This is a genomic window from Puniceibacterium confluentis (assembly GCF_007923445.1).
GTDB lineage: Bacteria > Pseudomonadota > Alphaproteobacteria > Rhodobacterales > Rhodobacteraceae > Puniceibacterium > Puniceibacterium confluentis.
Genome location: NZ_VOJI01000007.1, coordinates 126,723 through 152,788, shown reverse-complemented (window position 1 = coordinate 152,788; position 26,066 = coordinate 126,723). Strand labels below are relative to the sequence as shown.

Below are 26,066 nucleotides of genomic sequence, written 5' to 3'. Positions count from 1 at the left end.
TTGCCTTATTATACATGACCCTTAACAGGAACGATTCGCCGATGCCCCGAAATATCGACCCGGATACGCTTGGCTTTCTGCTCAACGATCTCGCCCGGCTGATGCGCAGCACCTTCGAACACGAGATCGAAGCTGCCGCGATCCCGGTAACCCCGTCCGAGGCCCGTGTGCTGGCCCACATGTCGCGTTGCGGCGCGGTGCAGCAGACCCAGCTGGCCTGCATCCTCGGGGTCGCCCCGATGAGCCTCAGCGCGTTCATCGACCGGCTCGAAGCCGGCGGTCTGGTCGCGCGCAGACCGGATCCTTCGGACCGGCGCGCCAAGCTTGTCACCCTGACACCGGCGGCCGAGCCGGTGCTGGACCAGATCGCGCAGGCCGGAGCACGGGCCCGGGCCTGCGCCACCTCCGGCATCGACGCGGCAGAGCTTGATCGTTTCCGCAAAACCGCCTGCCGGATCCGCGACAGTCTTGACCTGGCCCGCGCCGGGCGCGCCGCCAGAAGCCGGAAGCTCACCGCATGACCGCCCCGGTCACCGCCGTCGTGACGCCGCTGATGTCCGCCCGCCGCGTCAGCCTGATCGGCGCGCTGCTGGTCGCGATCGGCCCGGTGTCGATGGCGATCTACACCCCGGCAATGACCGAAATCGTCCAGGCCTTCGGCGTGACGGAATCGGCGGTGAAGATGACCCTGACGCTTTATTTCGGCGGCTTTGCCCTGGCGCAACTGGTCGCCGGACCGCTGTCCGACGCGCTGGGCCGTCGTCCCATCATCATCGCCTTCATGGCGATCTACTGCGCGGCCAGCCTGTTTGCCCTGTTCGCCCCGACGGTCGAGGCGCTGATGGCCGCCCGCTTTCTGCAGGGCATCGGCGCCTCTGCCGGGGTGGCGATCTCGCGCGCACTGGTGCGCGACCTGTTCCGCGGCGAGGAGTCCAGCCGCATCATGAACCTGATCGGCATCATCCTCGCGCTGGGCCCGGCACTGGCCCCCACCCTTGGCGGGCTGCTGCTGGCTGGCTTTGGCTGGCGCGCGACCTTTGTGGCGATGCTGGCGATGGGTCTGCTGATCATCGTTGTGGCGGTGTTTGCCCTGCGCGAAACCGTGGTCGCCGACCGCTCGCGGCTCAACATCCGCTATCTGGGCGGAACCTACCTCATGCTGCTGCGGCACAGGCACTTCATGGCGGCCGCCACGGTGATGGCCGGCGCGCTGGGGGCACTCTATGCGCAGGCCACGTTTCTGCCATTCATCCTGATGGACGAGGTCGGCCTGACCGCGACACAGTTCGGGCTTGGGATGCTGATGCAGTCGGGGTTCTTCTTCGCCAGCTCTGTCGCCGTGCGCCTGCTCCTGTCCCGCGTCGCCGCCGATCGTCTGGTTGCTCCCGGTCTCGGCTTTATCCTGCTGGGCAGCCTGGGCACCATGACACTGGCCTTTGGCACGCTCAGCTTTCTGCATGTGATGGTGCCGGTGGCGGTCTATGCCATTGGCATCGCCTTCATCATGCCCGCCATGTCCACCGCCGCCCTTGCGCCGTTTGGCCGCGAGGCCGGCGCCGCCGCGTCCATGATGGGGTTCCTGCAGATGGGCTCGGGCCTGTTGATCGGCTCGCTCGGCGCGCTGATGGGCAATGCGGTACTGGCGATGGCGCTGCTGATCCCGCTGATGGGCGCCGCTGCCTGCATTGCCTTTGTGCTGTACCGCACCGGCCCGCAGCCGTCCGAGCCCGCCCCGCGCGGCGCCTTTCACGCGCCGCCGGGCTGACCGCCCGGCGCCGACAGCCGCCAGAACGTGCGGGGAACCGCCCGGGGCGACCGGGGGCCCGCGATCTCAGTGCAGCGCTGCCTCGACCGACAGCGCCAGCCGCAGCAGCGCCGCCTCGCCGCCCGACTGCCCGAGCAACTGCAGGCCGCAGCTTGGCACCCCGGTCGGCAGCGACATTGCGGCCACCCCCATAAGGTTGCCGACGCGGGTGTTGCGCAGCGTCAGCAGGTTCTCGGTCACGTAATAGTCGCCCTGCTCCATCAGCCGGTCGCGCTTGGGTGGCAGGTTGGGCGCCGTTGGCGACAGCACGGCGTCATAGCTGGCCGTGCGGTCGCTCCAGACCGCCCTCGCGGCATCCAGCCGCTGCCAGGCGGCAACGTATTCCGCGCCGGAAAAGGCGCGCCCGCCCTCGAACCGCTCGCGGATCGGCGCGAACATCAGGTCTGGCTGTGCCTCGATCTGCGTGTGCCAGGTGCCCCAGGCCTCGGTGGTGTAGAGCACCGGCGCATCCCCCATCGGACCGATGATCTCGGGTGCCGCGATCTCGTCGATCACCGCACCCGCCGCGCGCAGACGCTCCAGCGCGCCCGAATAGGCGGCGGCAGGCCCGGCGCGCAGATCATCCATGACAATGGTCTGAAGGGCCGCGAACCGCCGCCCGCGCAGGTCCGGCACACCTGCGGTGTCCATCGCCGGAACCCCCAGCAGCGCCGCCAGCATCTGTGCCGCATCCTCGACGCTGCGGGTCAGCGGCCCCACCGTGTCGAACCGTGCCGCCAGCGGCACCACACCGTTCAGCGACAACAGCCCCGAGGTGGTCTTGAGCCCGACCAGATCGTTCCAGCCCGCCGGGATCCGTACCGAGCCGCCGGTGTCCGACCCCACCGCCGCCGCAGCCAGTCCGAAGGCGACCGAGGCCGCCGCCCCCGAGGACGACCCGCCCGAGACAGCTTCCGGATCATTGACACAGGGGGGCGAGGCGGTGACCGGGTTCAGCCCCAGACCGGAAAACGCCAGCTCGGACATATGGGTTTTGCCCAGACAGACCAGCCCCATGGCCGTGGCGGTCCGCAGCACGGCACAGTCAGCCTGCGGCACGCGCCCCTTCAACAGGGCCGAACCGGCCTCGGTGGCCACATCCGCCGTATCGAACAGGTCCTTCCAGCTGACCGGCACCCCGTCCAGCAGCGACAGCCGCCGACCTGCCCGCGCCCGCGCCCCCGCCGCCCGCGCCTCGGACAGCGCCCGTTCGGGCGTCAGCCGGGCATAGATCCGGTCGCTGTCGGGATGCGCCGCGATGGCGTCCAGAAAAACCTGTGCCAGCGCCTCGGGGTCGATTTCGCCCCGCCCGATTCCGCGCCCCAGATCCGAAGCGCTCCATCCTGTCCAACCCTGCATGCCGTCACCCCTTGTCTGCTGTTTCGGCGACGGTAACCCCCGCACTGGGCATGGACAATCCCGCCCGCACCGCCATATTGCGACGCATGAGCACAGACATACGGTTCGACAGCGACATCCTCGTCATCGGCGGCGGCCTCAATGGCAGCTGCATGGCGCTGGCCGCCGCGCAAAGTGGTCTCAGCGTCACCGTCATCGACGCCCAAAAACCGGGCATCCATGCCGACCCTGCCTTTGACGGAAGGTCTTACGCGCTGGCGCTGACCTCGCAGCGGATGCTGGCGGCGCTGGGTCTCTGGGACGCCCTTGCGCCGGACGCGCAGCCGATGCTCGAGGTCAAGGTGACCGACGGGCGGGTCGGTGATGGTGCCGCCTTTCTGGGCCTGTCCTTTGACGCCGCCGAGATCACCGATGGTCCCCTGGGGTACATGATCGAAGACCGGCACCTGCGCCGTCACCTGCTCGCGGCCCTCGCCGCCGTTCCCGGACTGAGCCACCGCACCGGCGAAACCGTGGTGGCGCAGGCCACCGAAGCAGGCCTGGCCAGCGTCACCCTGTCCAGCGGCGAGGTGTTGCGCGCCCGCCTGCTGGTTGGTGCCGACGGCAAGCAGAGCGGCACCGCGACCCGGGCCGGCATCCGCCGCACCGGCTGGACCTACCGCCAGAGCGCGCTGGTCTGCGCTATCGGCCATGAAAAGCCGCATCATGGCACCGCGCACCAGCTGTTCCTGCCGCCCGGTCCTCTGGCGATCCTGCCCCTGACCGGCAACCGCAGCGCCATCGTCTGGACCGAGACCGCCGACATGGCACGGCGCATCAACGCCCTGCCCGAGACCGCGTACCTGCAGGTCCTGCGGCCCCGTGTCGGCGACTTTCTGGGTGACATCCACCTCGAAGGCGCGCGCTACAGCTATCCGCTGGGGCTTTCGCTGGCCAACAGCCTGACGGCGCGGCGCCTGGCGCTGGTCGGCGACGCGGCCCACAGCGTGCACCCGCTGGCCGGGCAGGGCCTGAACGCCGGCCTGCGCGACATCGCTGCCCTCGCCCATGTGATCAGCCATGCCACCCGGCGCGGCGAAGACTTTGCCAGCCCGCAGGTGCTTGACCGTTACGCCGCCTGGCGCCGGTTCGACACCGCGACGCTGGCGCTGGCAACGGATGTGTTCAACCGGCTGTTTTCCAGCGACAATCCCTTGCTGCGCGGTGCCCGCGATCTTGGGATGGCTCTGGTCAACGCCACCCCCGACCTGCGCCGCGGCGTGATGCGCGAGGCGGCGGGACTCTCCGGTGAACTGCCCGATCTCATGCGCGGCTAGTTTCTGCTATCCGGACGCCCCTGCCCTGTGCCACAACCCGGGCACATCGGGAGGAGAGTCGACATGGATCAGAAAACCGCATTGGTCACAGGTGCTGCCCGCGGCATCGGCCTTGCCACCACCGACCTGTTTCTCGAGCAGGGATGGCGCGTGGTCATGGTGGACCGCGACGAGAGTGAACTCGTGCAGGCGGCCGCCGGACGCAGGGATGTCTACGCCGTGGCCCGTGACGTCTCGCAGCCCGAAGAGGTCACCTCGATGATCCGCGATGCGCTGGCCTGGGGCGGGCGCATCGACGCGCTGGTGAACAATGCCGGGGTCGCCGATTTCGGCCCGATCGAAGACACCGACTTCCCCCGCTGGCGCCGGGTGATGGAAACCAACCTCGACGGCGTCTTTCTGTGCTCGCAGGCGGCGCTTCCGGCGCTGAAGCAAAGCCGCGGCGCGATCCTCAACATCGCCTCGATCTCGGGCCTGCGCGCCTCGACACTGCGGGTGGCCTATGGCACCTCAAAGGCCGCAGTGATCCAGCTGACCCGGCAACAGGCGGCAGAGCTGGGCGAATACGGCATCCGCGCCAACTGCGTCTGCCCGGGTCCGGTGCGCACCAAACTGGCACTGGCCGTGCACAGCCAGGCGATCATCGACGCCTATCACGACGCCATCCCGCTGAACCGGTACGGCACCGAACGCGAAATCGCCGAAGTCATCACCTTTCTCTGTTCCGAGCGGGCATCCTACGTCACCGGCCAGATCATCGCCGCCGATGGCGGTTTCGAGGCGACCGGCGTCGGCCTGCCGGCGCTGCGCGGCCAATAGCGGCGCTGCCGCCGCGCCCGGGACGTCTGCCAGGTGCGGCAGCCGACACTTCGCCACACCCGCAACCGGCGCTGTGCCCGGTTCAGTCCGTCACACCGGCCACAGGCGCCGAGGCAGCGGGCCGGACGGCCCGCTGCCGAGACATCTGTGCCCGCGGCACGCGGGCGCCGCGGGATCAGGGGCGCGTCACTTGATCCGCTGGCCGTTGGCCAGAACCTGGCCGTTGCCACGCACCTCGATCGTCGATTTCAGACTGTCCTCACCCTCGCCCGGCACCGAAAACATGCTCAGCATCATCCGCGCGCCCATCGCGTCCTGTTCGGCCAGCAGCCCCATCGCAATCAGCCGGTCGATCAGGGCATTGCCCCCCACGAGGCTCAGCATCACCGATCCGGTCGGTGCGGGCATACCTTCGAAGGTTTCAAGATCGTCGTTGTCAAAGGTGAAATCGCCATGGCCTTCCAGCCTGGCGCCGACCGCCGCGACCGTGAGCTCGCGCAGGCTCAGACTGTTCAGGGCCCCCGGCACCCCGCCGGTCTTTTCCAGCGTCGCCACCGCCTCGGGATCGAACAGGTTCACAAACGGTGTCACCGTTCCCACCAGATCGACCGAAACCGTCGCCGCCTCGCGCGGCAATGTCTTGGCCGGGTCAAAGATGTTCCACAGAATGTCCGACATGGTGAACCCGCCCAGCGTCAGGCCAAAGGCCATGTCCTGCGGTGTCTCTGCCGCGGCCAGCGGCAAGGTCATGTTGAACCCCGCTTCGGCCATCTTTGCCGAAACCGGGAAGGGCAGATCCGGGGCCGACAGGTTCAGCGCCATGTCCGTCGCGCTGACCCCATAGGACACCATGTCCCCCGACAGGGACACGCCGATTTCTCCAGAGCTGCTGCTGGTTTCGCCGGTGGTGGTCTTGCCGTCCTCGGTCACCGCAAAGGCCATGGAACCGCCGGAATGGGTGAACAGGCCCTCGCCGCCGAGACCCGCGGCAAACAGCTGCGCCGGATCCTCGGCATCCATGTCCAGCGGCAGCGTCGTCGAGCCCTCGAAGGTCAGGTCCAGCATGCGCCCGGAAAACTGGCCGGATCCGGGAACATCCGGGTTGTTGAACGCAAAGTCATAGCTCAGCTGCCCCATGCTCATGCCCTGCGAAATCTCGCGCAACGCGCCCTGCATGATGGTCGAGGCACCCTCGACATCGGACATCGCGATGTCAAAGCGGGCCATCTCGCGGCCCACCGGCACACCATCGACCACCAGTTCCGACAATTCCATACCCAGCCTGTCGGCGTTGTAATCCCAGACCATGTCCCCCGGCACCCCCGAGACCAGCATATCCAGCCCGGTCTGCGTGTAATCCACCCTCAGATCGACGGCTTCCTCGTCTTTCGGAGCCACTTTCAGGGTGATCGGCATCACTGCCGGGAATTCGACGGCCACCGATCCGTCGCCCCTGTCCGTCAGCACGATCTCGTCGGCGGCAAAGGCAAATGTGCCCTCGCCCTCGGGCAGGTCCATGCTGATGGCGAAGCCGCTGATCGTCAGTGCGCCGCCGCGTTCCGTCCCGGCCCCTGAAACGGTGTATCCGAACCCGCGCAGATAGGTCCCGAGATCATCCCAGACCTGCTGCGGCGTAACGTCGGCACCCGCCGACGCCGAAAGGAACATGGTTGCGACGGCACTGCTGCCAATAGTCTGTGTCAATCGGTTCATGAAAGGGCCCTCTCTGTTCGCAAATCAATGCCGCCAGCTTCGGCTTCGGAACATCCCCGGTCAAGGGGCTGGACGGTGACATAAGCAGCGATTACCAAGTTTGCGAGAGAGCAAGAGGAGCAGGCCATGGAAATGACTGGGAAAACCGTGATGATCACCGGTGCAAGCCGCGGGATCGGTGCCGAAACGGCACGGGTCTTTGCCAGGGCCGGTGCAAATGTCGCGCTGGTCGCGCGCAGTGCCGATGCCATCGCCGAACTGGCCGGTGAAATCGGCCCCCGGGCGATCGCGATCCCCTGCGATATCTCGCGTTACTGGGAGGTCGCGCAGGCGGTCGAAAACTGCGAGACGGCCTTTGGCGGCCTTGATGTGCTGATCAACAACGCCGGGGTGATCGAGCCGATCTCGCACCTGACCACGGCCAGTCCCGAGGCCTGGCGGCAGGTCATCGACATCAACCTCAACGGCGTGTTTCACGGCATGCGCGCCGCGGTGCCGCTGATGAAGGCGACCGGCGGCGGTTCGGTGCTGACCATCAGTTCGGGCGCGGCGCATGGCCCGGTCGAGGGCTGGTCGCACTACTGCGCCTCGAAGGCGGCGGTAAACATGCTGACCCGTTGTCTGGATCATGAAGAACGTGCCAACGGCATCCGCGCCATCGGCCTGTCCCCCGGCACCGTCGCCACCCGGATGCAGCGCGAGATCAAGGCCAGCGGGGTGAACCCTGTCAGCCAGCTGGACTGGGACGTGCACATCCCCGCGGACTGGCCCGCCCGCGCATTGCTCTGGATGTGTTCGCCGGAAGCGGACGGCTGGCTGGGCGATGAAATTTCCCTGCGCGACGAAGACATCCGCAAGCGGGTCGGGCTGATATGATAAGCCTGACGCAGGACGGCGGCCTCTGGACCGTCACCATTGACCGTCCGGACAAGGCAAATTCGCTGACCCCCGAGATGCTGGAGGACCTGTGCCGCATTGCCGAATCCGCGCAAGATGCGCGGGCACTGGTGCTGACCGGTACGGGCCGCGTGTTCAGTGCCGGCGCCGATCTGGAGGCCGCCCGCACCGGTCTGGCGCTGTCGCCGCTCTGGGAGCGGCTCTCGGGCGCGCTGGTGCGGCTGAACGGACTGACCATCGCCGCTTTGAACGGCACGGCCGCCGGCGGCGCGCTGGGAATGGTTCTGGCCTGTGATCTGCGCATCGCCGTGCCCGCGACCAAGATCTTCTATCCGGTGATGAAGCTTGGCTTTTTGCCCCAGCCCTCGGATCCGGCGCGCCTGGTCGCTCTCGTCGGGCCATCACGCGCCAAGTTGATCCTGATGGCCGGTCAGAAAATTCCGGCGGAGGAGGCCCTGGCCTGGGGGCTGATAGACCGGATCGTGCCGCCCGGCGACGTGCTGTCCGAAGCGCAGGCGCTTGCTGCGGATTCTATGGGCGCCACGCCTGAACATGCGGCGGCGATCAAGGCGCTGATCCGCTAGCTTTCGGCACCCGCCGGGCCTGACGCCCGCGGGTCGCGTTTCACCCGGCAGCGGCGCGCGGCGCTCAGGACCGCGGCGCGTCGTCCCAGCGATCGTCCAGCACCCGGGCCCGGCTGCCTTCGGGGTCTTCGTACTGGCGGCTGCGCAGGGTCCAGACAAAGCCGCCCAGCCCCAGCAGGCCGAGCGTGACCGACACCGGAATGAGATAGACCAGAACGTTCATGATGTGCTCCGCATGGCATTGGCCGACACCGTCAGCGACGAGGTCGACATCGCAATCGCCGCAATGAGCGGCGTTGCCAGACCGGCCAGCGCCAGGGGCACCGAGACCAGGTTGTAGCCCAGCGCCAGCGCCATGTTCTGCCCCATCCGGCGGCGTGCGCGCCGGGACTGTGCCAGCGCCCCGGGAATTGGCAGCAGACTGTCGGACAGCAGCACCACGTCCGCCAGCGACCGTGCGGCATCCAGTGCCGTCGACGGCGCCAGCGACGCATGCGCCACCGCCAGCGCCCCGGTGTCGTTGAGCCCGTCCCCGACCATCAGAACCCGTCTGCCGGCGGCGGCACGCGCCTGCAACCAGGCCACCTTGCCTTCGGGTGTCACCCGGGCCTGCGCCTCGTTCAGGTCCAGCGCCCGGGCAATCCGCGCGACAGCCGCAGGAGCATCACCGGACAGCAGCGCCACGCCGATGCCGTCCGCGCGCAGCGCCGCGACACATGCCGCCGCATCCGGGCGCAGCTGTTCCGAGAACGCAAAGACGACGGGCGCATCCGTGCCACGTTGCAGCCAGACCTCGGAGCGGTCCGACGCCGTGCGGTCCGGTGCCACCCATTCCGGCCGACCCAGCCGCAGCGACACGCGGTCCAGCGAAGCCGTGACCCCGCAGCCCGCGACCTCGGCCACATCCTGAACCGCCACGGGCGCCAGCCCGCGTTCTGCCGCCGCGGCGCAGAGCGCCCGGGACAAGGGGTGCGACGAGCCCGCCGCCAGACCCGCCGCCAGCATCAGATCGTGGTCGGATGGCACCGTTTCCAATACCGCCAAGCCGGTTGTCAGCGTCCCGGTCTTGTCGAACACCACCTCGTCAATCTCGGCCAGCCGCTCCAGCGCGGTGCGGGACTTCACCAGCAGCCCCAACCGGAACAGCCGCGCCGTGGTGACGGTGGACACCGCCGGAACCGCAAGGCCCAGCGCGCAGGGGCAGGTGATCACCAGAACCGATACCGCCACCTCGATGGCGCGGCCTGCGTCACCGGTTGCCCCCCACCAGCCGGCAAAGGCCGCCAGCCCCAGCAGATGCACCACCGGCGCGTAAAGGCGCGCCGCCCGGTCGGCAAGGCCGCTGTAACGCGACTTCTGCATCTCGGCCTGGGCGATCAGATCGGCCAGGCGCCGCAGGGTCGTATCGGTTCCGGCGCGGGTGCAGCGCACCAGCAGCGGCGCGATGAGGTTCATCTCGCCCGCCGCCACATCCTGACCGCGCTGGCGTGGATCCGGTGCGGTTTCGCCGGTCAGGGCGGCACAATCCAGCTCGCTGCTGCCTTCAAGGATCACACCATCGGCGGGAATGCGGCTGCCCGGCGTCACCCGCACCACATCGCCCGGCAGCAGGGTGTCGGCGCGCACGACATGTTCGCGGCCATCGCGCATCAGCAGCGCCTGCGGCGTGGCCAGTGCAGCAAGATCCGCCGCCGCCGACCGCGCCGCGTACCGGCCCAGATGGTCCAGGTAACGGCCAAGCAGCAGAAAGAAGGTCAGCGCCAGCGCGGCGTCAAACCAGCTTGCCCGGTCCGAGCCGCTCAGCGCCCCGACCAGGGACACCAGCGCCGAAAGGCCGATGGCCAGCGCAATCGGAACGTCCATGTTCAGCCGACCGGCCGCCAGCGCCCGGTACGCCGAGGCAAAGAACGGCCGCGCCGAAAACGCCACCGCCGGCAGGGAAATGGCGGCAGCGACCAGATGAAAGACCTGGCGGGTGGACTCTGCGGCGCCTGCCCAGACCGCAACCGAGAGCAGCATGACGTTCATCATCGCAAACCCCGCGACACCGATGCGCATCAGCAGATCCTGCCCCACGGCGCCCTGCCCGGCGACCTGAGTGCCGTCCAGCAACTGCGCCCGGTGCCCGAGCGCGGCCAGCCTGCCGATCAGAACATCGCTGTTCACCTCGGGTGCGGCGGCGACAAAGGCCCGTTTCTGGCTGAGGTTGACCCGCACGTCCCGCACCCCCTGCACCCGCGCCAATCCATCCTCGACCGCGCCAATGCAGGCGGCGCAGTGGATGTCGGGCAGATGCAGCACGATATCGCTGGCCACCGGCGCGACATCGCGCCGGGACGGGGTGGCCACACATCCGGCACAGGCCATCGTCATGGCGCGACACTCAACGAGAGTTGCTGCTCGAACAATGTGCCGTCCGGGGCACGGGCCGTCACATCCACCCGCCACAGGCCAGGCCGCAGGTCCAGCGGCGCAGCGAGATCGCGGTCGAGATGCGGGGTGATGTCCTCGGCCGACTCGGTCGGTCGGCCCACGGTCACACTCAGACCTTCGGGCCGCAGCGGCTGACCGTCCCGGTCCCGCATCGTCAGCAGTAGACGCCCCTCGCGATGCTGCGCCTGGGCGGTCCATCCCAGGGCCTCCTGTGCCGCGCGGCGGGCGTCGAACGACTGGCTCGCGACATAGCTGTTTGCCACCTCCAGCCCGGGAAAGGTGCGCACGGCATGAATGGCCAGTGCGAGGTTCACCGCGATGATGATGCCGAACCCGGTCACGAACATCGCCATGACCGTCCAGCCGGTCAGCGGGCGGCCTTTGTTTTCTACCGTCATTTCCAGTCCTCTCCGGTAAAGTTCGTGTCCACCACGGCTCTTTCGCCGGTGGCGGGGTCAGTGACCCAGAGCCGCAGGTCGCCGCGGGCGTTTGTGGCGAATGCCGACCCAGCGGGGGCATCGACATAGACCCGGACCTGCGCCTGCGCATCGGCCGGCACTGCGATCCGGTCGCCGGCGCTGCCCTCGACGGTGATCCGCAGCCCGTCTTGATCCAGCGACAGGTCAAAGGTACGGTCTTCGCCGCGTTTGTTGCGCACGCGCACTTCATAGGCGTTCCGGATGGTGCCATCCGCCAGCGTCACATGCGTCGGGTTGCGGACAGGGGCCACGGTCATCTCGACCATGGGGCGCAGAAACAGGGCAAAGACCAGGGCCAGTCCGATACCCGTCCAGAGCACGGCATAGACCAGATTCCGCACCCGCAGCACATGCCGCCAGACCGAACGGGGCGGCTCTCCGGCTGCCTCTTTCGGGGCATCAGAGAGGGCGATATAGTCAATCAACCCGCGCGGTTGGCCGGTTTTTTGCATCACCTCGTCACAGGCATCAATGCACAGCGCACAGGTGATACAGGCCATCTGCTGACCGTCGCGGATGTCGATGCCCATGGGGCAGACATTCACGCAGGCGTTGCAGTCGATGCAGTCCCCCTTGACCTGTGACGGCGCAGGCGCAGTCAGGCCAGACGGCCTGCCAGGCATCGGGATCACCGGCGAACGCTTGCCGATCTGCGGCCCGGCGGCCCGCACCGTGACGTCGGCCCCGGCCGCAGCCGCGCGGCGGCGCAGGCCCTTGCCGCGGGGCTCGCCGCGCCAGTCACGATAGGCGACAGTCAGGGTGTCCTCGTCCATCATGGCGGCCTGAATACGGGGCCAGGGACACATGTAGATGCAGACCTGTTCGCGCATGAAACCGCCAAACACAAAGGTCGTCGCGGTGAGGATGGCAATGGTGATCCAGGCCACCGGCGGCGCGCTGAAGGTGGCGAGATCCGCCAGCAGGCCCGGTGCGTCGGTGAAATAGAACACCCAGGCGCCGCCGGTCAGCAGGCCGATCACCAGCCAGGCAAGCCACTTGGTGATCCGCAGCCGCCATTTGTGCGCATCCCAGGGCGCCTGGTGCAGCCGGACCCGGGCATTGCGGTCACCTTCGATCCAGCGTTCGACAAGGATGAACAGGTCGGTCCAGACGGTCTGCGGGCAGGCATAACCGCACCAGACCCGGCCCAGCGCCGCGGTGAACAGGAACAGCGCAAGTCCGGCCATCACCAGCATCCCGGCGACGAAATAGAATTCGTGTGGCCAGATCTCGATCATGAAAAAATAGAAACGCCGGTTGGCCATGTCGATCAGAACCGCCTGATCCGGCATGTCGGGCCCGCGGTTCCAGCGCAGCCAGGGCGTGACGTAATAGATGCCCAGCATCACGAACATCAACGCCCATTTCAACCGGCGGAAATACCCCGAGACGCGCCGGGGAAAGATCGGCAGGCGCGCCGCATAGAGCGAAGGAGTCGGGTTGGTCATGCTTGCAGTTCCATATGATCCGTCGCCTGATGCCCCGGGCGCGCCGCGCCGACATTGACCTGCGTCAAAACCGGAGGCGAATGTGGCTGGCGCCCGGCGCTCTTTTTGTCCGGCGGCGCTATTCAGCGCCGGTTGCCTCTCCGCCGCCGAGCTGGTGCACGTAGGCAGCCAGTGCCCGGACGTCTGCCTCGCCCAGCCGCGCGCCCCAGGCCGGCATGACACCGAACCGCGCCTGACGGATCGTCCGGGTCAGCGCCGCCGTGTCGCGGCCATAGAGCCAGATCGCGTCGCCCAGATCCGGCGCGCCGATTTCCGGGTCCCCCCGCGCATCGGTGCCATGGCAGGCGGCGCAGTTGTCTGAAAACAGCTGTCCGCCCGGGCCTGCCAAAGGATCCGCACCGGTTGACAGCAACCGCAAGTGGCCGACAAGGGTGTCGATCTCGGCACCGGTCAGAATGTCGCCAAAGGCGGGCATCTCGCTGTAATGCGCGTCGGGGTCTTCGGAGTTGCGGATGCCATGGCGGATCGTCGCCGCGATCTGTCCGATCTGCCCGCCCCAGAGCCAGTCATCGTCCAGCAGGTTGGGATAGCCCACCGATCCGGCGGCACCGGCGCCGTGGCACTGGGCACAGTTGTTTGCAAACAGCGATGCCCCGGCCTGAACCGCAAAGCCGTGCAGCGCCGCATCCGCAGGCAAGGCTGTCAGCTCGGTGGCCACCAGGTCCGCGCGCAGATCCGACTGCGCGGCCTCGACGGCGGCGATCTCTTCCGCCACGGCGCCCCGCGTGGACCAGCCCAGCAGCCCCGAGGTTGCGCCGCTGACCAGCGGCCATGCCGGAAACAGGACGGTGTACACCACGCCCCAAGCAATGGTGGCATAGAGCGTCCACAGCCACCAGCGCGGCAACGGATTGTTCAACTCCTGGATGCCATCCCAGTTGTGGCCAGTGGTTCCCACCTCGGTGTCATCATCATGCGTTGTCATGGGGCATATCCAGCTTGGGTTTGCAGTCGCAGGTCGCGCACTCCCTGGCACAACCGGTTTTCTCATCCCTGAAGATCAGCGCCGAAGCTTCTTGATGCTGGGCTCTGCTGCCAGGCCGCCAGGCCCACAGAATGCAGCTGATGAAGAAGACGAACAGCGCAAGCAGCACCCAGCTGTCTGCGATCTGGCGAAAGAGCGAATAGGTGTCCATCGGGACTCTCCTTTGTATCTCAGCGGCTGGAATCGGGGATGAAGGTCGAGAAATCGACCAGCGTGCCCAGCATCTGCATGTAAGCCACCAGCGCATCCATTTCGGACAGGCCCGGTTGCCCGTCGAAATTGCGCACCTGCGCACCCGGGTAGCGCGCCAGCAGCCCGTCGTAATCCTCGTCCGGGGTTACCTGCACCCGCGCGTCCTGCACGGCGTTGGCGATCATCTCGTCGGTGTAGGGCACACCGACGAGGCGATGGGTCTTCAGCAGCGCTGTCAGACCCTCGGGTTCGAACCGGGAGCGGGTGAGGTAGCCATATTTCGGCATCACGCTTTCGGGCACCAGTGATTGCGGATCCGACAGATGCGCCACGTGCCAGTCATCGGAATAGCGCCCGCCGACCCGGGCCAGATCCGGCCCGGTGCGTTTGCTGCCCCACTGGAAGGGATGGTCGTACATCGATTCGGCCGCCAGCGAGTAATGGCCGTAACGCTCGTTCTCGTCGCGCATCGGGCGGATCATCTGGCTATGGCAGGTATAACAGCCTTCGCGCACGTAGATGTCACGCCCGGCCAGTTCCAGCGGCGAATAGGGGCGCACGCCCTCGACCTCTTCGATCGTGTTTTCCAGCCAGAACAGCGGCGCGATCTCGATGATGCCGCCGATCGTGACCGCGAGGAAGGAAAAGACCAGCAACAGCGTTGCGTTGCGCTCGATCTTGCCGTGGCGGTCAAGAATGGTGGGTTTGGAGGTGTCACGCATCGTCATTACTCCGCTGGAATGGCGTCATTGGGGGCGCCCTCACGGGCGGGGGCAGCGCGGACGGTCATCCACATGTTCCAGACCATGAGCAGCGCCCCGGCGAGGTAGAGACCGCCTCCGGCAGCGCGGACGACGTACATCGGGAACTTGGCGGCCACGGTGTCGGCAAAGGAGTTCACCAGGAACCCGTTGGCATCGACCTCGCGCCACATCAGCCCCTCCATGATGCCGGTGACCCACATCGACGCGGCGTAGAGCACGATCCCGATGGTCGCGAGCCAGAAGTGCCAGTTGATTGCTGCCTCCGAGTACATCTTGGCCCGGCCCCAGAGCCTGGGCGTCAGGAAGTAGAGGCAGCCAAAGGTGATCAGCCCGTTCCAGCCAAGGGCACCGGAATGCACGTGACCGATGGTCCAGTCGGTGTAATGGCTCAGGGAATTGACCGCGCGGATCGACATCACCGGGCCCTCGAAGGTGGACATGCCGTAAAAGGCCAGGCTGGCAACGAATATCCGGATGATCGGATCAGTGCGGATCTTGTCCCAGGCGCCTTCCAGCGTCATCAGCCCGTTGATCATGCCGCCCCAGCTGGGCATCCACAGGACAATCGAAAACACCATGCCCAGCGTACCGGCCCAGTCGGGCAGCGCGGTGTAGTGCAGGTGGTGCGGACCGGCCCAGATATAGAGAAAGATCAGCGCCCAGAAGTGAATGATCGACAGCTTGTAGGAATAGACCGGGCGGCCGGCCTGCTTGGGCACGAAATAATACATCATCCCCAGGAATCCGGCGGTGAGAAAGAACCCGACGGCGTTGTGGCCATACCACCACTGCACCATGGCATCCTGCACGCCGGCGAAGACCTGCACCGACTTCGAGCCAAGCAGCGACACGGGAATCGAGATGTTGTTGACCACATGCAGCATCGCCACGGTGACGATGAAGGCCAGGAAAAACCAGTTGGCGACATAGATGTGCGGTTCGCGGCGTCTGATGATCGTGCCGAGAAAGACCGCGAGATAGGCCAGCCAGACCACGGTCAGCCAGATGTCCACATACCACTCGGGCTCGGCGTATTCCTTGGACTGGGTGCTGCCCAGAAGATAGCCCGTCGCCGCCAGCACGATGAAAAGCTGGTAGCCCCAGAACACGAACCACGCCATGTTCCCGCCCCAGAGCCGGGCGGCGCTGGTGCGCTGAACCACATAGAACGACGTCGCAATGAGCGCGTTGCCGCCAAAGGCAAAGACCACCGCCGAGGTGTGCAGCGGGCGCAGGCGGCCAAAGTTCGCCATCCCTTCGGACCAGTCGAAGTTCAGTACCGGAAAGGCCAGTTGCAGGGCGATGAACACCCCCACCAGAAACCCGGTCACCCCCCAGAAGGCGGTGGCGACCACGCCGTAACGCACCGGCCCGTCCATGTATCCGCTGGTGTCCGGCACTGCGTGGACCTCGTCCACGCGCCGCACCTGCCAAAGGAACAGCCCCCCGGCCACCAGCATGATGATCAGGGCGTGGACCGAGTAGGCCAGATCATGCCCCAGATTGGCGGCGATCGCCGCCAATAGCGCGACCGCCGCCAAGATCGCGAGCTTCACATAATCCATTTCAATTGTTCCTGTCGCTGTGCCGCCCCCGCGCAAGGCGTGAAGGCCGATGTCAGCCGACCCATACCGTGACGGGGCGCTGCACTGCCTTGATCTGAATCAAGGTTGCACCGGGAATTCTGGTCCAGACTGGACGAAGTTCACCACTCTTGCCTGTAAGGACAACCGCCATGGAATACCCGACAGTCTGCACTCTGCTTGCTGACTCGCGCGCCTCGGAAACGCTGGAGACCGCCATCGCCTGCGCCCGTCAGCTGAACTCGCATCTTGATGTGCTCTGCATCGCCCCGCCGATGATGGACACCACGGCCTTTCTGCCACCTTTGGGCAGCGGCATGATTGCCGACACGCTTGAACAGTGCCGCGCGCAAGTGCAGGAGACGGAAAACATGGCACGCGCACGTCTGCGCCGCGAAGACTTTGCCTGGTCCTGTGAGTCGCTCATGGCCGGCCCCGAGGGGCTGACGCGGACGGTCGCCGGCGCCAGCCGCTTTTCCGATCTGGCCATCCTGACACGGCCGGCCGCGGATGATGTCGATGCCGAAACTTTGTTCGACGCGATCCTTTTCAGCACCGCGTTGCCGATCCTGCTGTGTGATGTTGCGGCCGAACCGGCGTTCGAGCGGATCACCATCGCCTGGGACGGCTCGGATCAGGCGCTGGCCGCGGCCCGCGCCGCCTTGCCGCTGCTGCACAAAGCCCGGGTTGTGACGGTTCTCATGGTAGATCCGCCGCAGTCACCAAAGGGCCGCTTTGCTCCGGGTGAGTGCCTGGCCACCTTCCTGTCGCGCCACGGCGTCGAATGTGACATCGACCTGCTGCCACGGCTGCGCGCCCGGATCTCGGACGTTCTGAAACAGCATGTGAACGACACGCAGGCAGATCTGCTGGTGATGGGGGCCTACGGCCATTCCAAGCTGCGCGAAAAACTTCTGGGCGGGGTCACCCGCGATCTGATCCAGTCCTCCGACGTGCCACTGTTTCTGGCCCGTTAACCGGTCATGGGGCGTCAGTCGCGTCGTCGTCTCCGGCCTCGAGCTGCAAACTCTCGAAATCCGGGATTGTGATGTCGCGGCTGTCGATCACCGAGATAAGCCCCGATTTGCGCAGCTGTGTCAGCTGGCGGCTGACCGTTTCGATGGTCAGTCCCAGATGATCCGCAATCGCCTGACGGGACAGCGGCAGATGCAGCAGCACCGGCGAGACCGGCACCGCGCGTTTGGTCACCGCCGTCTGCCGCCGCGCCATCGACACCAGGAACGACGCGATCTTTTCCCGCGCCGTCCGGCGCCCGAGCGTCACGGCCATCTCGCGGGCCGCGTCCAGTTCATCCAGCGTCATCGTCAGCAGACGTGCGGCGATGTGCGGCGTTTCCCGGACCAGCCGCTCGAACTGCACCCGCTCGAACCGGCACAACGTCACCTCGCTCACCGCCTCGATGTCATACAGCGATATCGCGCGCCCCGGTCGTCCGATGAAATCGGCGGGCAGCAGCAACCCCACGGCCTGACGGCGCCCGTCCTCCAGGGTGCGGGACATGGTGGCGCAGCCGGTCACCAGTGACGACAGATGGTCCAGCTTTTCCCCCGCCGAGGCCAGAGATTCGCCCGGCGCGTAGGTCCGATAGCTTTTGACCTGTTCCAGAATGGCAAGCTCGTCCGTATCACATTCCGCACAGACGGCGGAGTGACGAATGGGACAGGCTTTGCAGCTGTCCTTCAGGCGGGCCATGTTCATGGTGCCATTATGCCAACATCTGCGCGGCCACACAATCGGGGCAAATGGCTTCTCCGGCTTGCCGCAAAGGCAAGGAGACGCAGCGGGGAATCGCGCCCCGCGCCTTTTCAGCCCCCAATGAGCGACCTATATGCAAGCGGAAAGCTGAGCGGAGGTGCACAGATGGGATACGTCAAGACAGCGATGCTGATGGCGGCGATGACGGCGCTGTTCATGGGGTTGGGCTATCTTCTGGGCGGTGCCACGGGCACGGTGATAGCCCTTGGCGTCGCGGCGGCAATGAACGTCTTTACCTGGTGGTCATCGGACAAGCTGGTGCTGAAGATGCACAACGCCCGCCCGGTCGGGGCGCGCGATCCCAGCGGCCTGTCGCAGATGGTGGCCGAACTGGCCCGGAACGCCGGACTGCCGATGCCGGCCGTCTATGTGATCGACACGCCGCAGCCGAACGCCTTTGCCACCGGACGCAATCCCGCAAATGCCGCCGTCGCGGTGACCACCGGCCTGATGCAGACCCTCAGCCGCGAAGAGCTGGCAGGTGTGGTGGCGCATGAACTGGCACATATCCGCAACCACGACACCGCGATCATGACGGTGACCGCGACCTTTGCCGGCGCAATATCCATGCTGGCGAACTTTGCACTGATCTTTGGCGGCAGCCGCGAACGCATGGGCATCGTCGGTACCCTGGCCATGATGTTCCTGGCGCCGTTGGCCGCGGCGCTGGTGCAGATGGCGATCAGCCGCACCCGCGAATATGCCGCCGACAAGGCCGGTGCCGAAATCTGCGGCCAACCCCTGTGGCTCGCCTCTGCGCTCGAGAGGATCCAGGCCGGCGCCTCGCGGATCGACAACGACGCGGCGGAACGCCATCCGGCCACAGCACATATGTTCATCATCAACCCGCTGCACGCCCACAAGCGGGACGCCCTGTTTTCCACGCATCCGGCGACGGAAAACCGCGTTGCCGCGCTGCGCCAGATGGCCGGAGCCGCCTCCGGACCTGCATCGCATCAGCCGAGGGTCGGCGCATCGCGCGTCCCGAATGTGCGCCGGGGCGGAAGACCACAGGGGCCGTGGACCTGAACGCCCGGCAGATGTGACGGATTGCAATTCGCGCGCACGCGTGCCCGTCCAAATTTCGCGCGCCCGCGCCCCCGCAAGTTGCACAGCATCTGAATTTCACCACAAATGCCGAACGCCTCCGGTGGACCGCACCTTGTAGACTGCGGGCTGACGACGCATGCTGGCTGAAAGCCTGAACAGGGAGCTGTCGGCCATGAAAGTGATTGTGATGGGTGCGGGCGTGATCGGCGTCACCACCGCCTACTACCTTGCCAAAGCCGGAGCCGAGGTGGTTGTGCTGGACCGGCAGGCCGGTCCGGGCCTGGAAACCAGTTATGCCAATGCGGGCGAGCTCAGCTATGGCATGACCTCGCCCTGGGCCGCGCCCGGTATCCCTGTGAAGGCACTGAAGTGGCTGTTCATGAAGCGCCGTCCGCTGTTCATCTGGCCGCTGATCAGCCCGACGATGTGGATGTGGAGCCTGCAGATGATCCGCAACTGCAACGAGTCGAGCTACCGCACCAACAAGAGCCGGATGGTACGGATCTCGAACTATTCCCGGGATGTGATGCCCGACCTGATCGACGAGACGGGCATTGAATACGACGGTCGCGCGCAGGGCACGTTGCAGCTGTTCCGGACCGCCAAGCAGATGAAGGGCTCCAAGGCCGATCAGGACATCCTGGCCGAATACGACAGCCCCTTCGAGGTGCTGGGCCGCGATGCCTGCATCGCCGTGGAACCTGCGCTGGCCGAAGTCCGCAACAAATTCGTCGGCGGGCTGCGCCTGACCGCCGACCGGACCGGCGACTGCCGGATGTTCACCATCGCGCTGGCCGAGAAATGTGCCGAGATGGGCGTCGAGTTCCAGTTCGGTCAGTCGATCCGCGCCATTGCAGTGGAAAATGGCCGCGTCGCCGGTGTCGACACCGAAGTCGCAGGCCGCGTCACCGGCGACGCCTATGTCTGCGCTCTGGGAAGCTATGGCCCGCGTGTGCTCAACCCCATCGGGGTCAAGCTTCCGGTCTACCCGGTCAAGGGCTATTCGGTCACCCTGCCGGTCACCGACGATTCCTATGCCCCGCAATCCACACTGATGGACGAAACTCACAAGGTGGCCATCACCCGGCTGGGCGACCGCATCCGCGTCGCCGGCACGGCCGAGATCGCGGGGTATTCGAACCGGCTGGGGCCACACGCCACCGATACGGTGAAACACGTGATCAATGACCTGTTCCCGAAAGGCGGCGACATCACCAAGGCCGAGGGCTGGACCGGCCTGCGCCCGATGACCCCCGACGGCACACCGGTGCTGGGCGGGTCGCGGTACGACAACCTGTTCCTCAACACCGGGCACGGTACGTTGGGCTGGACCATGGCCTGCGGATCGGCCCGGGTTGTGGCGGACGTTGTACTGGGCCGCTCCCCCGAGATCGCGATGGACGGTCTGACGGCGGACCGCTACGCCTGATGCTGCGCGCGGCGGCATCGGTGTTTCTGGCCTGCGCCCTCGCAGCTCCGGCCACGGCTGAGGGCCTGCCCGAGCCTGTGACCGACGCCGCCTATGCGCCGGTGAACCCGGCCGAGGCCGCACTGGGCCAGTTGCTGTTCTACGATCCGATCCTGTCGGGCAACCGCGAAGTGTCCTGCGCCACCTGCCATCATCCGCGCCTTGGCACCTCTGACGGGCTGTCGCTGTCGCTGGGCGATGGCGGTATCGGTCTGGGACCGGACCGTGTTGCCGACCCGCAGAATCCGCCCGAAGCCCGGGTGCCGCGCAATGCGCCTGCGCTGTTCAATCTCGGGGCCCATGAATTCACCCGGCTGTTCCACGATGGCCGGATCGAAGTCGATGCCACCCGCGCAACCGGATTCCGCACACCGCTCGAGGACGACATGGTGTCGGGATTTGCTTCGCTTCTGTCGGCGCAAACCATGTTTCCGGTGCTGAGCGCCGATGAAATGGCCGGGCATCTGCAGGAAAACGAGGTGTCGCGCGCGGTCCGCCAGGGCTTGCTGACCGGCCCCGGCGGCGCCTGGGACCTGATCGCACGCAGAGTGGCGGCTGTGCCGGGCTACGCGACGCAATTCGCGCGGACCTATCCGCGGATCCAGACCCCGGAGGACATTGGCTTTACCGACATCTCAAACGCCATCGCCGCCTTCATGGCGCTGGAATGGCGTTCGGACCAGGCGCCGTTCGACGCCTGGCTGCGCGGCACCGGCACGCTGTCCGAACAGGCGCTGGCGGGCAGCGCGCTGTTTTACGGTCGCGCCGAATGTCACACCTGCCATTCCGGCCCGTTCCAGACCGACCACGGGTTTCACGCCATGGGCGCCCCGCAGATCGGCCCGGGCAAGGCCGCAAAGTTTGAACAGCACAGCCGCGACGAGGGCCGTTTTCGCGTTACCGGCCGGGCCGAAGATCTGTTTGCCTTCCGGACCCCGTCGCTGCGCAATGTCGCGCAAACCGCACCCTACGGCCATGCCGGCGGACATGCGGATCTGGCGGGGTTCATTGCCGATCACGCGGCTCCGGCGCAGGGGCTGGCCGGATATGACATCTCGCAGGCCGTGCTCCCCGAGCTGCCGGTGAAGGATGCGCAGATCATGTCCGACCCGGATGAGGTTGCCGCGATTGCTGCGGCCGCCACATGGTCGGTCAACCTGAGCGAGGCTGACATTGCCGCGCTTGTGGCCTTTCTCGACAGCCTCACCGATCCCGCCGCGGCCACAGGCCGGCTGGGCGTGCCGTCAACCGTGCCGAGCGGATTACAGGTGGCCCGCTGACCTCAGGGGTGAAACAGGGTGATGACCTGCCCCGCCTGCACCTGTTCGGCGCTGCCCGTCCCGTCCGGCCAGATCACTGACACCTCGGCATGTGTCGCCGCCCCCAGGCCGAAATGCAGTGGCACGGCCTGACCGCCGGCATGGCCCCCGCCCACGGTGATCTCCTGCACCTGGCCGTTCACGGTGACCAGCGCGCCGACGGCATTGCGGTTTCCACCGGGCTGGACCAGCGCCACCTGCAGCCAGTTGCCGGTGTCCGCCGTGACGTTGCGGTAAAGCTCCAGAGGCGCGCGCCGGTTCGACACCAGCAGATCCAGCCGCCCGTCTCCGTCGAAATCCACCAGTGCCGCGCCGCGCGACCGGGCCACGCTGCCCACCCCGGCCGTGCCTGCCATTTCCACAAAGCGCCCGTCGGGCTGCTGCATCAGCAGGTTGTTGGGGTCCTGCATCGCCATCCCGGGCATCTGATCCACGTTGCCCTTGGCGATAAACAGATCCGCCCTGCCGTCGTTGTCCACATCGCCGAACTGCGCGTGCCAGCCGGTCGAGGGGCGACCGTCGTCACCGGTATGCGGCCGCGTCGCGTAAGTCCCGAGCGCATAGGGCGCCCCGGAATAGCTGCCGTCGGCCTGTGCCACCTGCAGCAACTGATCGCCCATGGAGGTCAGCATGACCTCGGGGCGGCCGTCCCCGGTCAGATCCCGGCTGGCAATGCCCATGCCCCAGAGCGAAACCTTTTCCCAGCCATCGCGAGGCTCCAGAAACCGGCCAAGACCGATGTCCCACATCTGCTCGTACCCGCCGGTGACATAATAATGCCGGTCGTTGGAAATGCGCAGCGTCGCCCGGCCGCGTGCGTCCCGGGCGGCGAGCATGGACAGGCTGCAAAACCCAGGTGCCAGTATTTCAGCGCGGTAGCCGGTGGCGTCGGGGATCAACAACGCGTTGCTGTCGCAGGCGCCGAACGGGCCATCCGGGTTTGTGCGGTCGACATAATGTCCGACGGCCATGTGCGTGCGTCCGTCATCGACCCACCAGGCGGAAAAGGCGGTGCTCCACTGGTCGCTGTGCGGCAGACCCCAATCCGCGCCGCCATCGGCAAACCGACAATCCGGCCCGCCGCGCAGAATCCTGTCCGGCCCGACGCGCAGCACATAGAGATCCATCCATCCGTCGGCATCCAGGTCCAGAGGATAGGCGCCGGTCACCCCGGTCAGCGACTCCAGCGGCACGGGCGCAAACCGGAACCCACCCAGATTGCGCAGAAGGACCGCAGGCGAGTCCCCTCCGGCGGCAAAGATGTCCGGGCGTGCATCGCCGTCACAGTCGAACACCGCCACGCCGCCGCCGACAAAATGCTCCCATCCGCCGGAGTAGACATGGCGCGGCAAGTCCTCGGAGTGGTTCTGAAACTGCGGTTGCGCATCGGCCCCGGCAGCGATCAGACACAGGACCGCGCCCCGGATCATGCTACCCAGCCATCGCCCAGGGCCTGATCCGTGACCGCGCCCAGCGCCAGGGCAGAGGCGCCGCGGGCCCAGACCAGATCACCCCACGCGTGGATCTCGACCGGGCAGGGAACACGGCCATCCTCCAGTGTCAGGGCGCGCATCTCGGCGATGACCTCATCAGCATAAAGATAGTCATACTGCATCCGCTCGCCTGAAAGGATGATCAGTTCCGGATCGAACAGTTGCACGACATTGGCCAATCCCAACGACAGATAGCGTCCGGCGCGGCGAAAAATCGTGCGCGCCGACTCGTTGCCCGCCTTGGCCTGCTCGAACAGGGTTTCCAGCATCACCTTCGGGCTTTGCGGATTGTTGTGGTTCCGATCCAGCGCTGTCGCCGCCTCGCGGGCGAGGGCATAATCGGCGACGTAGGCCTCGAGACAGCCGCGTTTGCCACAGCGGCACAGCGCCCCATCCAACTGCACCTTGGTATGACCCAGTTCCAGTCCAATGCCACGGCTGCCACGGAACAGGCGGTTGCCCAGAACCAGCCCCATGCCGACGCCTTCCTCGATTGTGACCACCGCGAAATCCGAGCGCGCCCGCCCGGCGCCGAACCATAATTCGGCAAGGGTCAGGTTGTTGGCATCGTTGTCCAGAAACACCGGCAGACCAAAGCGACGCGAGAGTGCCGGACCGAGGGCCAGGTCGCGCTGACTCAGCAGCGGCGACCAGAGAACCATTCCGCTCTCGTGATTGACCAGACCTGACAGTCCCGCACCCACGGCGCTGATCCGGGACAGGTCGCACTGCGCGCCGCTCAGCAGTGTGGCGACGAGTTCGGCCACCTCGGTGACCGTCTGCTCCAGCGTCTTGCGATGCGGCTGGGTCGGCTGCGAAGCATTGGCCAGCACATTGCCGGCAAAATCCGTCAACACGGCCGTATGCGCCCTGTCGGACAGCTTGATTCCAACGACAAGCCGCGCATCGGGCACCACCTCGAGCGCGACCGGAGGGCGTCCGCGCCCGGCCTCGCGCGGCAGCCCCTCGACCTCGCGCAGAAACCCGGCGGCGATCAGCTCGGCGCTCAGCGTGGTTGCAGATCCCGGGCTGATCCCAAGCGACCGGGTGACATCCGCCCGCGCGGTTCGTCCGGCGGCACGGACGGTTTCAAAGATTTGCTGGCGAAGGGGGCGCAGAGGTGTGGCCGACACGGACAGAATCGGCCCACAGCCGGTGACGGGCACATCGGCATCGTTGCGGCGGCCTTCGCTGTCATACATTATTTTTCGTCCAAACAAATTTCTGCATCCGCAAAGGTGAAAGTGACCTTCTCCGCTGAGATTGTCGGATTAATGCTGTCATGAGAAGTAAAAAAATGGCCCGGAAGCATGTTTTCGTCATTTTTATTTTGACAGATGAAATAAATATGGCATTTTGCGGGTGTCGGGCCAAAAGGCTCACACCCCCCCCGAAACTTTGGGGACAGTCTGGGAGGACCACATGCATAAATCCATTATCGCAGCGGCGATTGCCGTCGCTGGCTTCAGTTCGGCTGCACTGGCCGAAAGCCACGCCATGACCATAGGCGTCAGTTGGTCGAACTTTCAGGAAGAGCGCTGGAAGACCGACGAAGCGGCGATCAAGAGCGCACTGGAGGCGGCCGGAGCGACCTATGTGTCGGCAGATGCCCAGTCGTCGTCGGCCAAGCAGCTTTCCGATGTCGAATCCCTGATCGCGCAGGGCGTTGACGCGCTGATCATCCTTGCGCAGGACACAGCGGCCATCGGCCCGGCGGTCGATGCCGCCGCCAATGAGGGTATTCCGGTTGTCGCCTATGACCGCCTGATCGAGGATCCGCGCGCCTTTTACCTGACCTTTGACAACGTCGAAGTCGGGCGGATGCAGGCCCGTGCGGTGCTCGCGGCACAGCCCGAAGGCAATTACGTGATGATCAAGGGCTCGCCCACTGATCCGAATGCCGATTTCCTGCGCGGCGGACAACAGGAAGTGCTGCAGGAGGCGATCGATTCCGGCGCGATCAAGATCGTGGACGAAGCCTATACCGATGGCTGGCTGCCCGCGAACGCCCAGCGCAACATGGAGCAGATCCTGACCGCAAATGACAACATGGTCGATGCGGTTGTCGCCTCGAACGACGGAACCGCAGGCGGTGTGGTTGCGGCGCTGACAGCACAGGGGATGGAGGGCATTCCCGTATCCGGACAGGACGGGGACCATGCCGCGCTGAACCGGGTGGCTTTGGGCACTCAGACCGTTTCGGTCTGGAAGGATGCCCGCGATCTCGGCAAGGCGGCGGCAGAGATCGCCGTGGACATGGCAAGCGCCGAGGACGGCATGGCCGCGGTCGAGGGTGCAGCCAAGTGGACTTCGCCCGCAGGAACCGAGATGGACGCGAAGTTCCTTACACCGGTGCCGATCACCAAGGACAACCTGTCCGTGGTCGTGGACGCCGGCTGGATCACCCAGGAGGCGCTGTGCCAAGGTGTAACCGACGGTCCCGCTCCCTGCAACTGAGCTGACATTTCCCGGCCTGCAGTTCTGCGGGCCGGGTTCCGCCTTGCCGCAGGCTCCGCCACCCAGG

The 26,066-nt window shown here is 66.3% G+C and carries 24 protein-coding genes; 11 read left to right on the top strand and 13 right to left on the bottom strand.

Annotation, left to right across the window (positions count from 1 at the left end):
• Window positions 1-41 precede the first annotated feature (41 nt).
• Both FOY53_RS10090 and FOY53_RS10085 read left to right on the top strand, forming a co-directional pair.
• Complete coding sequence (locus tag FOY53_RS10090; RefSeq protein WP_146588367.1) at window positions 42-521, top strand: MarR family winged helix-turn-helix transcriptional regulator; 480 nt, start codon at window positions 42-44, stop codon at window positions 519-521.
• Window positions 518-1,765 (top strand): multidrug effflux MFS transporter, encoded by a 1,248-nt coding sequence (locus FOY53_RS10085; RefSeq protein ID WP_222435238.1) that lies wholly within the window; start codon window positions 518-520, stop codon window positions 1,763-1,765. Before FOY53_RS10090 ends, FOY53_RS10085 begins: the two co-directional genes overlap by 4 nt.
• A 66-nt stretch (window positions 1,766-1,831) precedes the next feature.
• Here the strand turns inward: FOY53_RS10085 and FOY53_RS10080 are convergent, their stop codons facing one another.
• Window positions 1,832-3,163, bottom strand: a complete 1,332-nt coding sequence (locus FOY53_RS10080; RefSeq protein WP_146588365.1) for an amidase — start codon at window positions 3,161-3,163, stop codon at window positions 1,832-1,834.
• A 50-nt stretch (window positions 3,164-3,213) separates the two neighbouring features.
• On the opposite strand from FOY53_RS10080, the gene FOY53_RS10075 reads away from it, so the two are divergent.
• Together FOY53_RS10075 and FOY53_RS10070 are read left to right on the top strand one after the other, a co-directional pair.
• The gene (locus FOY53_RS10075) at window positions 3,214-4,479 is read left to right on the top strand and encodes a UbiH/UbiF/VisC/COQ6 family ubiquinone biosynthesis hydroxylase (RefSeq protein WP_146588363.1); all 1,266 of its coding nucleotides are present in this window, start codon (window positions 3,214-3,216) and stop codon (window positions 4,477-4,479) included.
• A gap of 63 nt (window positions 4,480-4,542) precedes the next feature.
• Complete coding sequence (locus FOY53_RS10070; protein ID WP_146588361.1) at window positions 4,543-5,298, top strand: SDR family NAD(P)-dependent oxidoreductase; 756 nt, start codon at window positions 4,543-4,545, stop codon at window positions 5,296-5,298.
• 186 nt (window positions 5,299-5,484) lie between these two features.
• Here the strand turns inward: FOY53_RS10070 and FOY53_RS10065 are convergent, their stop codons facing one another.
• Window positions 5,485-7,002: a DUF2125 domain-containing protein gene (locus tag FOY53_RS10065; RefSeq protein WP_222435237.1), complete on the bottom strand. Its 1,518-nt coding sequence runs from the start codon at window positions 7,000-7,002 to the stop codon at window positions 5,485-5,487.
• 135 nt (window positions 7,003-7,137) lie between these two features.
• On the opposite strand from FOY53_RS10065, the gene FOY53_RS10060 reads away from it, so the two are divergent.
• On the top strand, window positions 7,138-7,887 hold the full coding sequence (locus tag FOY53_RS10060; protein WP_146588357.1) for an SDR family oxidoreductase: 750 nt from the start codon (window positions 7,138-7,140) through the stop codon (window positions 7,885-7,887).
• Window positions 7,884-8,492 (top strand): enoyl-CoA hydratase/isomerase family protein, encoded by a 609-nt coding sequence (locus FOY53_RS10055; RefSeq protein ID WP_146588355.1) that lies wholly within the window; start codon window positions 7,884-7,886, stop codon window positions 8,490-8,492. The genes FOY53_RS10060 and FOY53_RS10055 overlap by 4 nt, the downstream gene beginning before the upstream one ends.
• 64 nt (window positions 8,493-8,556) lie before the next feature.
• On the opposite strand, the gene ccoS is transcribed toward FOY53_RS10055, so the two are convergent.
• The 8 genes from ccoS to ccoN form a co-directional block, all read right to left on the bottom strand.
• On the bottom strand, window positions 8,557-8,715 hold the full coding sequence (gene ccoS / locus FOY53_RS10050; protein ID WP_146588353.1) for a cbb3-type cytochrome oxidase assembly protein CcoS: 159 nt from the start codon (window positions 8,713-8,715) through the stop codon (window positions 8,557-8,559).
• A complete protein-coding gene (locus FOY53_RS10045; RefSeq protein ID WP_146588351.1) occupies window positions 8,712-10,865 on the bottom strand; it encodes a heavy metal translocating P-type ATPase in 2,154 nt (717 codons plus the stop codon). The genes ccoS and FOY53_RS10045 overlap by 4 nt, the downstream gene beginning before the upstream one ends.
• Window positions 10,862-11,323 carry a FixH family protein gene (locus FOY53_RS10040; RefSeq protein WP_146588348.1) on the bottom strand — a complete coding sequence of 154 codons (462 nt, stop codon included), beginning with the start codon at window positions 11,321-11,323 and terminating at the stop codon, window positions 10,862-10,864. Before FOY53_RS10040 ends, FOY53_RS10045 begins: the two co-directional genes overlap by 4 nt.
• Window positions 11,320-12,852: a 4Fe-4S dicluster domain-containing protein gene (locus FOY53_RS10035; RefSeq protein WP_146588347.1), complete on the bottom strand. Its 1,533-nt coding sequence runs from the start codon at window positions 12,850-12,852 to the stop codon at window positions 11,320-11,322. Before FOY53_RS10035 ends, FOY53_RS10040 begins: the two co-directional genes overlap by 4 nt.
• Before the next feature lie 118 nt (window positions 12,853-12,970).
• Window positions 12,971-13,837 (bottom strand): cytochrome-c oxidase, cbb3-type subunit III, encoded by an 867-nt coding sequence (ccoP, locus tag FOY53_RS10030; RefSeq protein WP_146588345.1) that lies wholly within the window; start codon window positions 13,835-13,837, stop codon window positions 12,971-12,973.
• On the bottom strand, window positions 13,824-14,048 hold the full coding sequence (locus FOY53_RS10025; protein WP_146588343.1) for a cbb3-type cytochrome c oxidase subunit 3: 225 nt from the start codon (window positions 14,046-14,048) through the stop codon (window positions 13,824-13,826). The genes ccoP and FOY53_RS10025 overlap by 14 nt, the downstream gene beginning before the upstream one ends.
• 19 nt (window positions 14,049-14,067) lie before the next feature.
• Window positions 14,068-14,811: a cytochrome-c oxidase, cbb3-type subunit II gene (gene ccoO / locus FOY53_RS10020; protein WP_146588341.1), complete on the bottom strand. Its 744-nt coding sequence runs from the start codon at window positions 14,809-14,811 to the stop codon at window positions 14,068-14,070.
• A 5-nt stretch (window positions 14,812-14,816) separates the two neighbouring features.
• Window positions 14,817-16,418: a cytochrome-c oxidase, cbb3-type subunit I gene (ccoN, locus tag FOY53_RS10015; RefSeq protein ID WP_146588339.1), complete on the bottom strand. Its 1,602-nt coding sequence runs from the start codon at window positions 16,416-16,418 to the stop codon at window positions 14,817-14,819.
• A gap of 170 nt (window positions 16,419-16,588) precedes the next feature.
• On the opposite strand from ccoN, the gene FOY53_RS10010 reads away from it, so the two are divergent.
• Window positions 16,589-17,413, top strand: a complete 825-nt coding sequence (locus tag FOY53_RS10010; RefSeq protein ID WP_146588337.1) for a universal stress protein — start codon at window positions 16,589-16,591, stop codon at window positions 17,411-17,413.
• A 4-nt stretch (window positions 17,414-17,417) separates the two neighbouring features.
• On the opposite strand, the gene fnrL is transcribed toward FOY53_RS10010, so the two are convergent.
• Window positions 17,418-18,155: a transcriptional regulator FnrL gene (gene fnrL / locus FOY53_RS10005; protein ID WP_146588335.1), complete on the bottom strand. Its 738-nt coding sequence runs from the start codon at window positions 18,153-18,155 to the stop codon at window positions 17,418-17,420.
• A 162-nt stretch (window positions 18,156-18,317) separates the two neighbouring features.
• Between fnrL and htpX the strand changes: the two genes are divergently transcribed.
• The 3 genes from htpX to FOY53_RS09990 all read left to right on the top strand — a co-directional run bounded on the left by htpX (window position 18,318) and on the right by FOY53_RS09990 (window position 22,010).
• Window positions 18,318-19,241: a zinc metalloprotease HtpX gene (htpX, locus tag FOY53_RS10000; RefSeq protein WP_146588497.1), complete on the top strand. Its 924-nt coding sequence runs from the start codon at window positions 18,318-18,320 to the stop codon at window positions 19,239-19,241.
• A 193-nt stretch (window positions 19,242-19,434) separates the two neighbouring features.
• Complete coding sequence (locus FOY53_RS09995; protein WP_146588333.1) at window positions 19,435-20,691, top strand: D-amino acid dehydrogenase; 1,257 nt, start codon at window positions 19,435-19,437, stop codon at window positions 20,689-20,691.
• Window positions 20,691-22,010 (top strand): cytochrome-c peroxidase, encoded by a 1,320-nt coding sequence (locus FOY53_RS09990; RefSeq protein ID WP_146588331.1) that lies wholly within the window; start codon window positions 20,691-20,693, stop codon window positions 22,008-22,010. The genes FOY53_RS09995 and FOY53_RS09990 overlap by 1 nt, the downstream gene beginning before the upstream one ends.
• A 2-nt stretch (window positions 22,011-22,012) precedes the next feature.
• Here FOY53_RS09990 and FOY53_RS09985 read toward each other — a convergent pair whose 3' ends face one another.
• Together FOY53_RS09985 and FOY53_RS09980 are read right to left on the bottom strand one after the other, a co-directional pair.
• Complete coding sequence (locus tag FOY53_RS09985) at window positions 22,013-23,479, bottom strand: CRTAC1 family protein (protein WP_146588329.1); 1,467 nt, start codon at window positions 23,477-23,479, stop codon at window positions 22,013-22,015.
• Window positions 23,476-24,744, bottom strand: a complete 1,269-nt coding sequence (locus FOY53_RS09980; protein WP_146588327.1) for an ROK family protein — start codon at window positions 24,742-24,744, stop codon at window positions 23,476-23,478. The genes FOY53_RS09985 and FOY53_RS09980 overlap by 4 nt, the downstream gene beginning before the upstream one ends.
• A gap of 220 nt (window positions 24,745-24,964) precedes the next feature.
• On the opposite strand from FOY53_RS09980, the gene xylF reads away from it, so the two are divergent.
• Window positions 24,965-25,999, top strand: a complete 1,035-nt coding sequence (gene xylF / locus FOY53_RS09975) for a D-xylose ABC transporter substrate-binding protein (RefSeq protein ID WP_146588325.1) — start codon at window positions 24,965-24,967, stop codon at window positions 25,997-25,999.
• Window positions 26,000-26,066 lie beyond the last annotated feature (67 nt).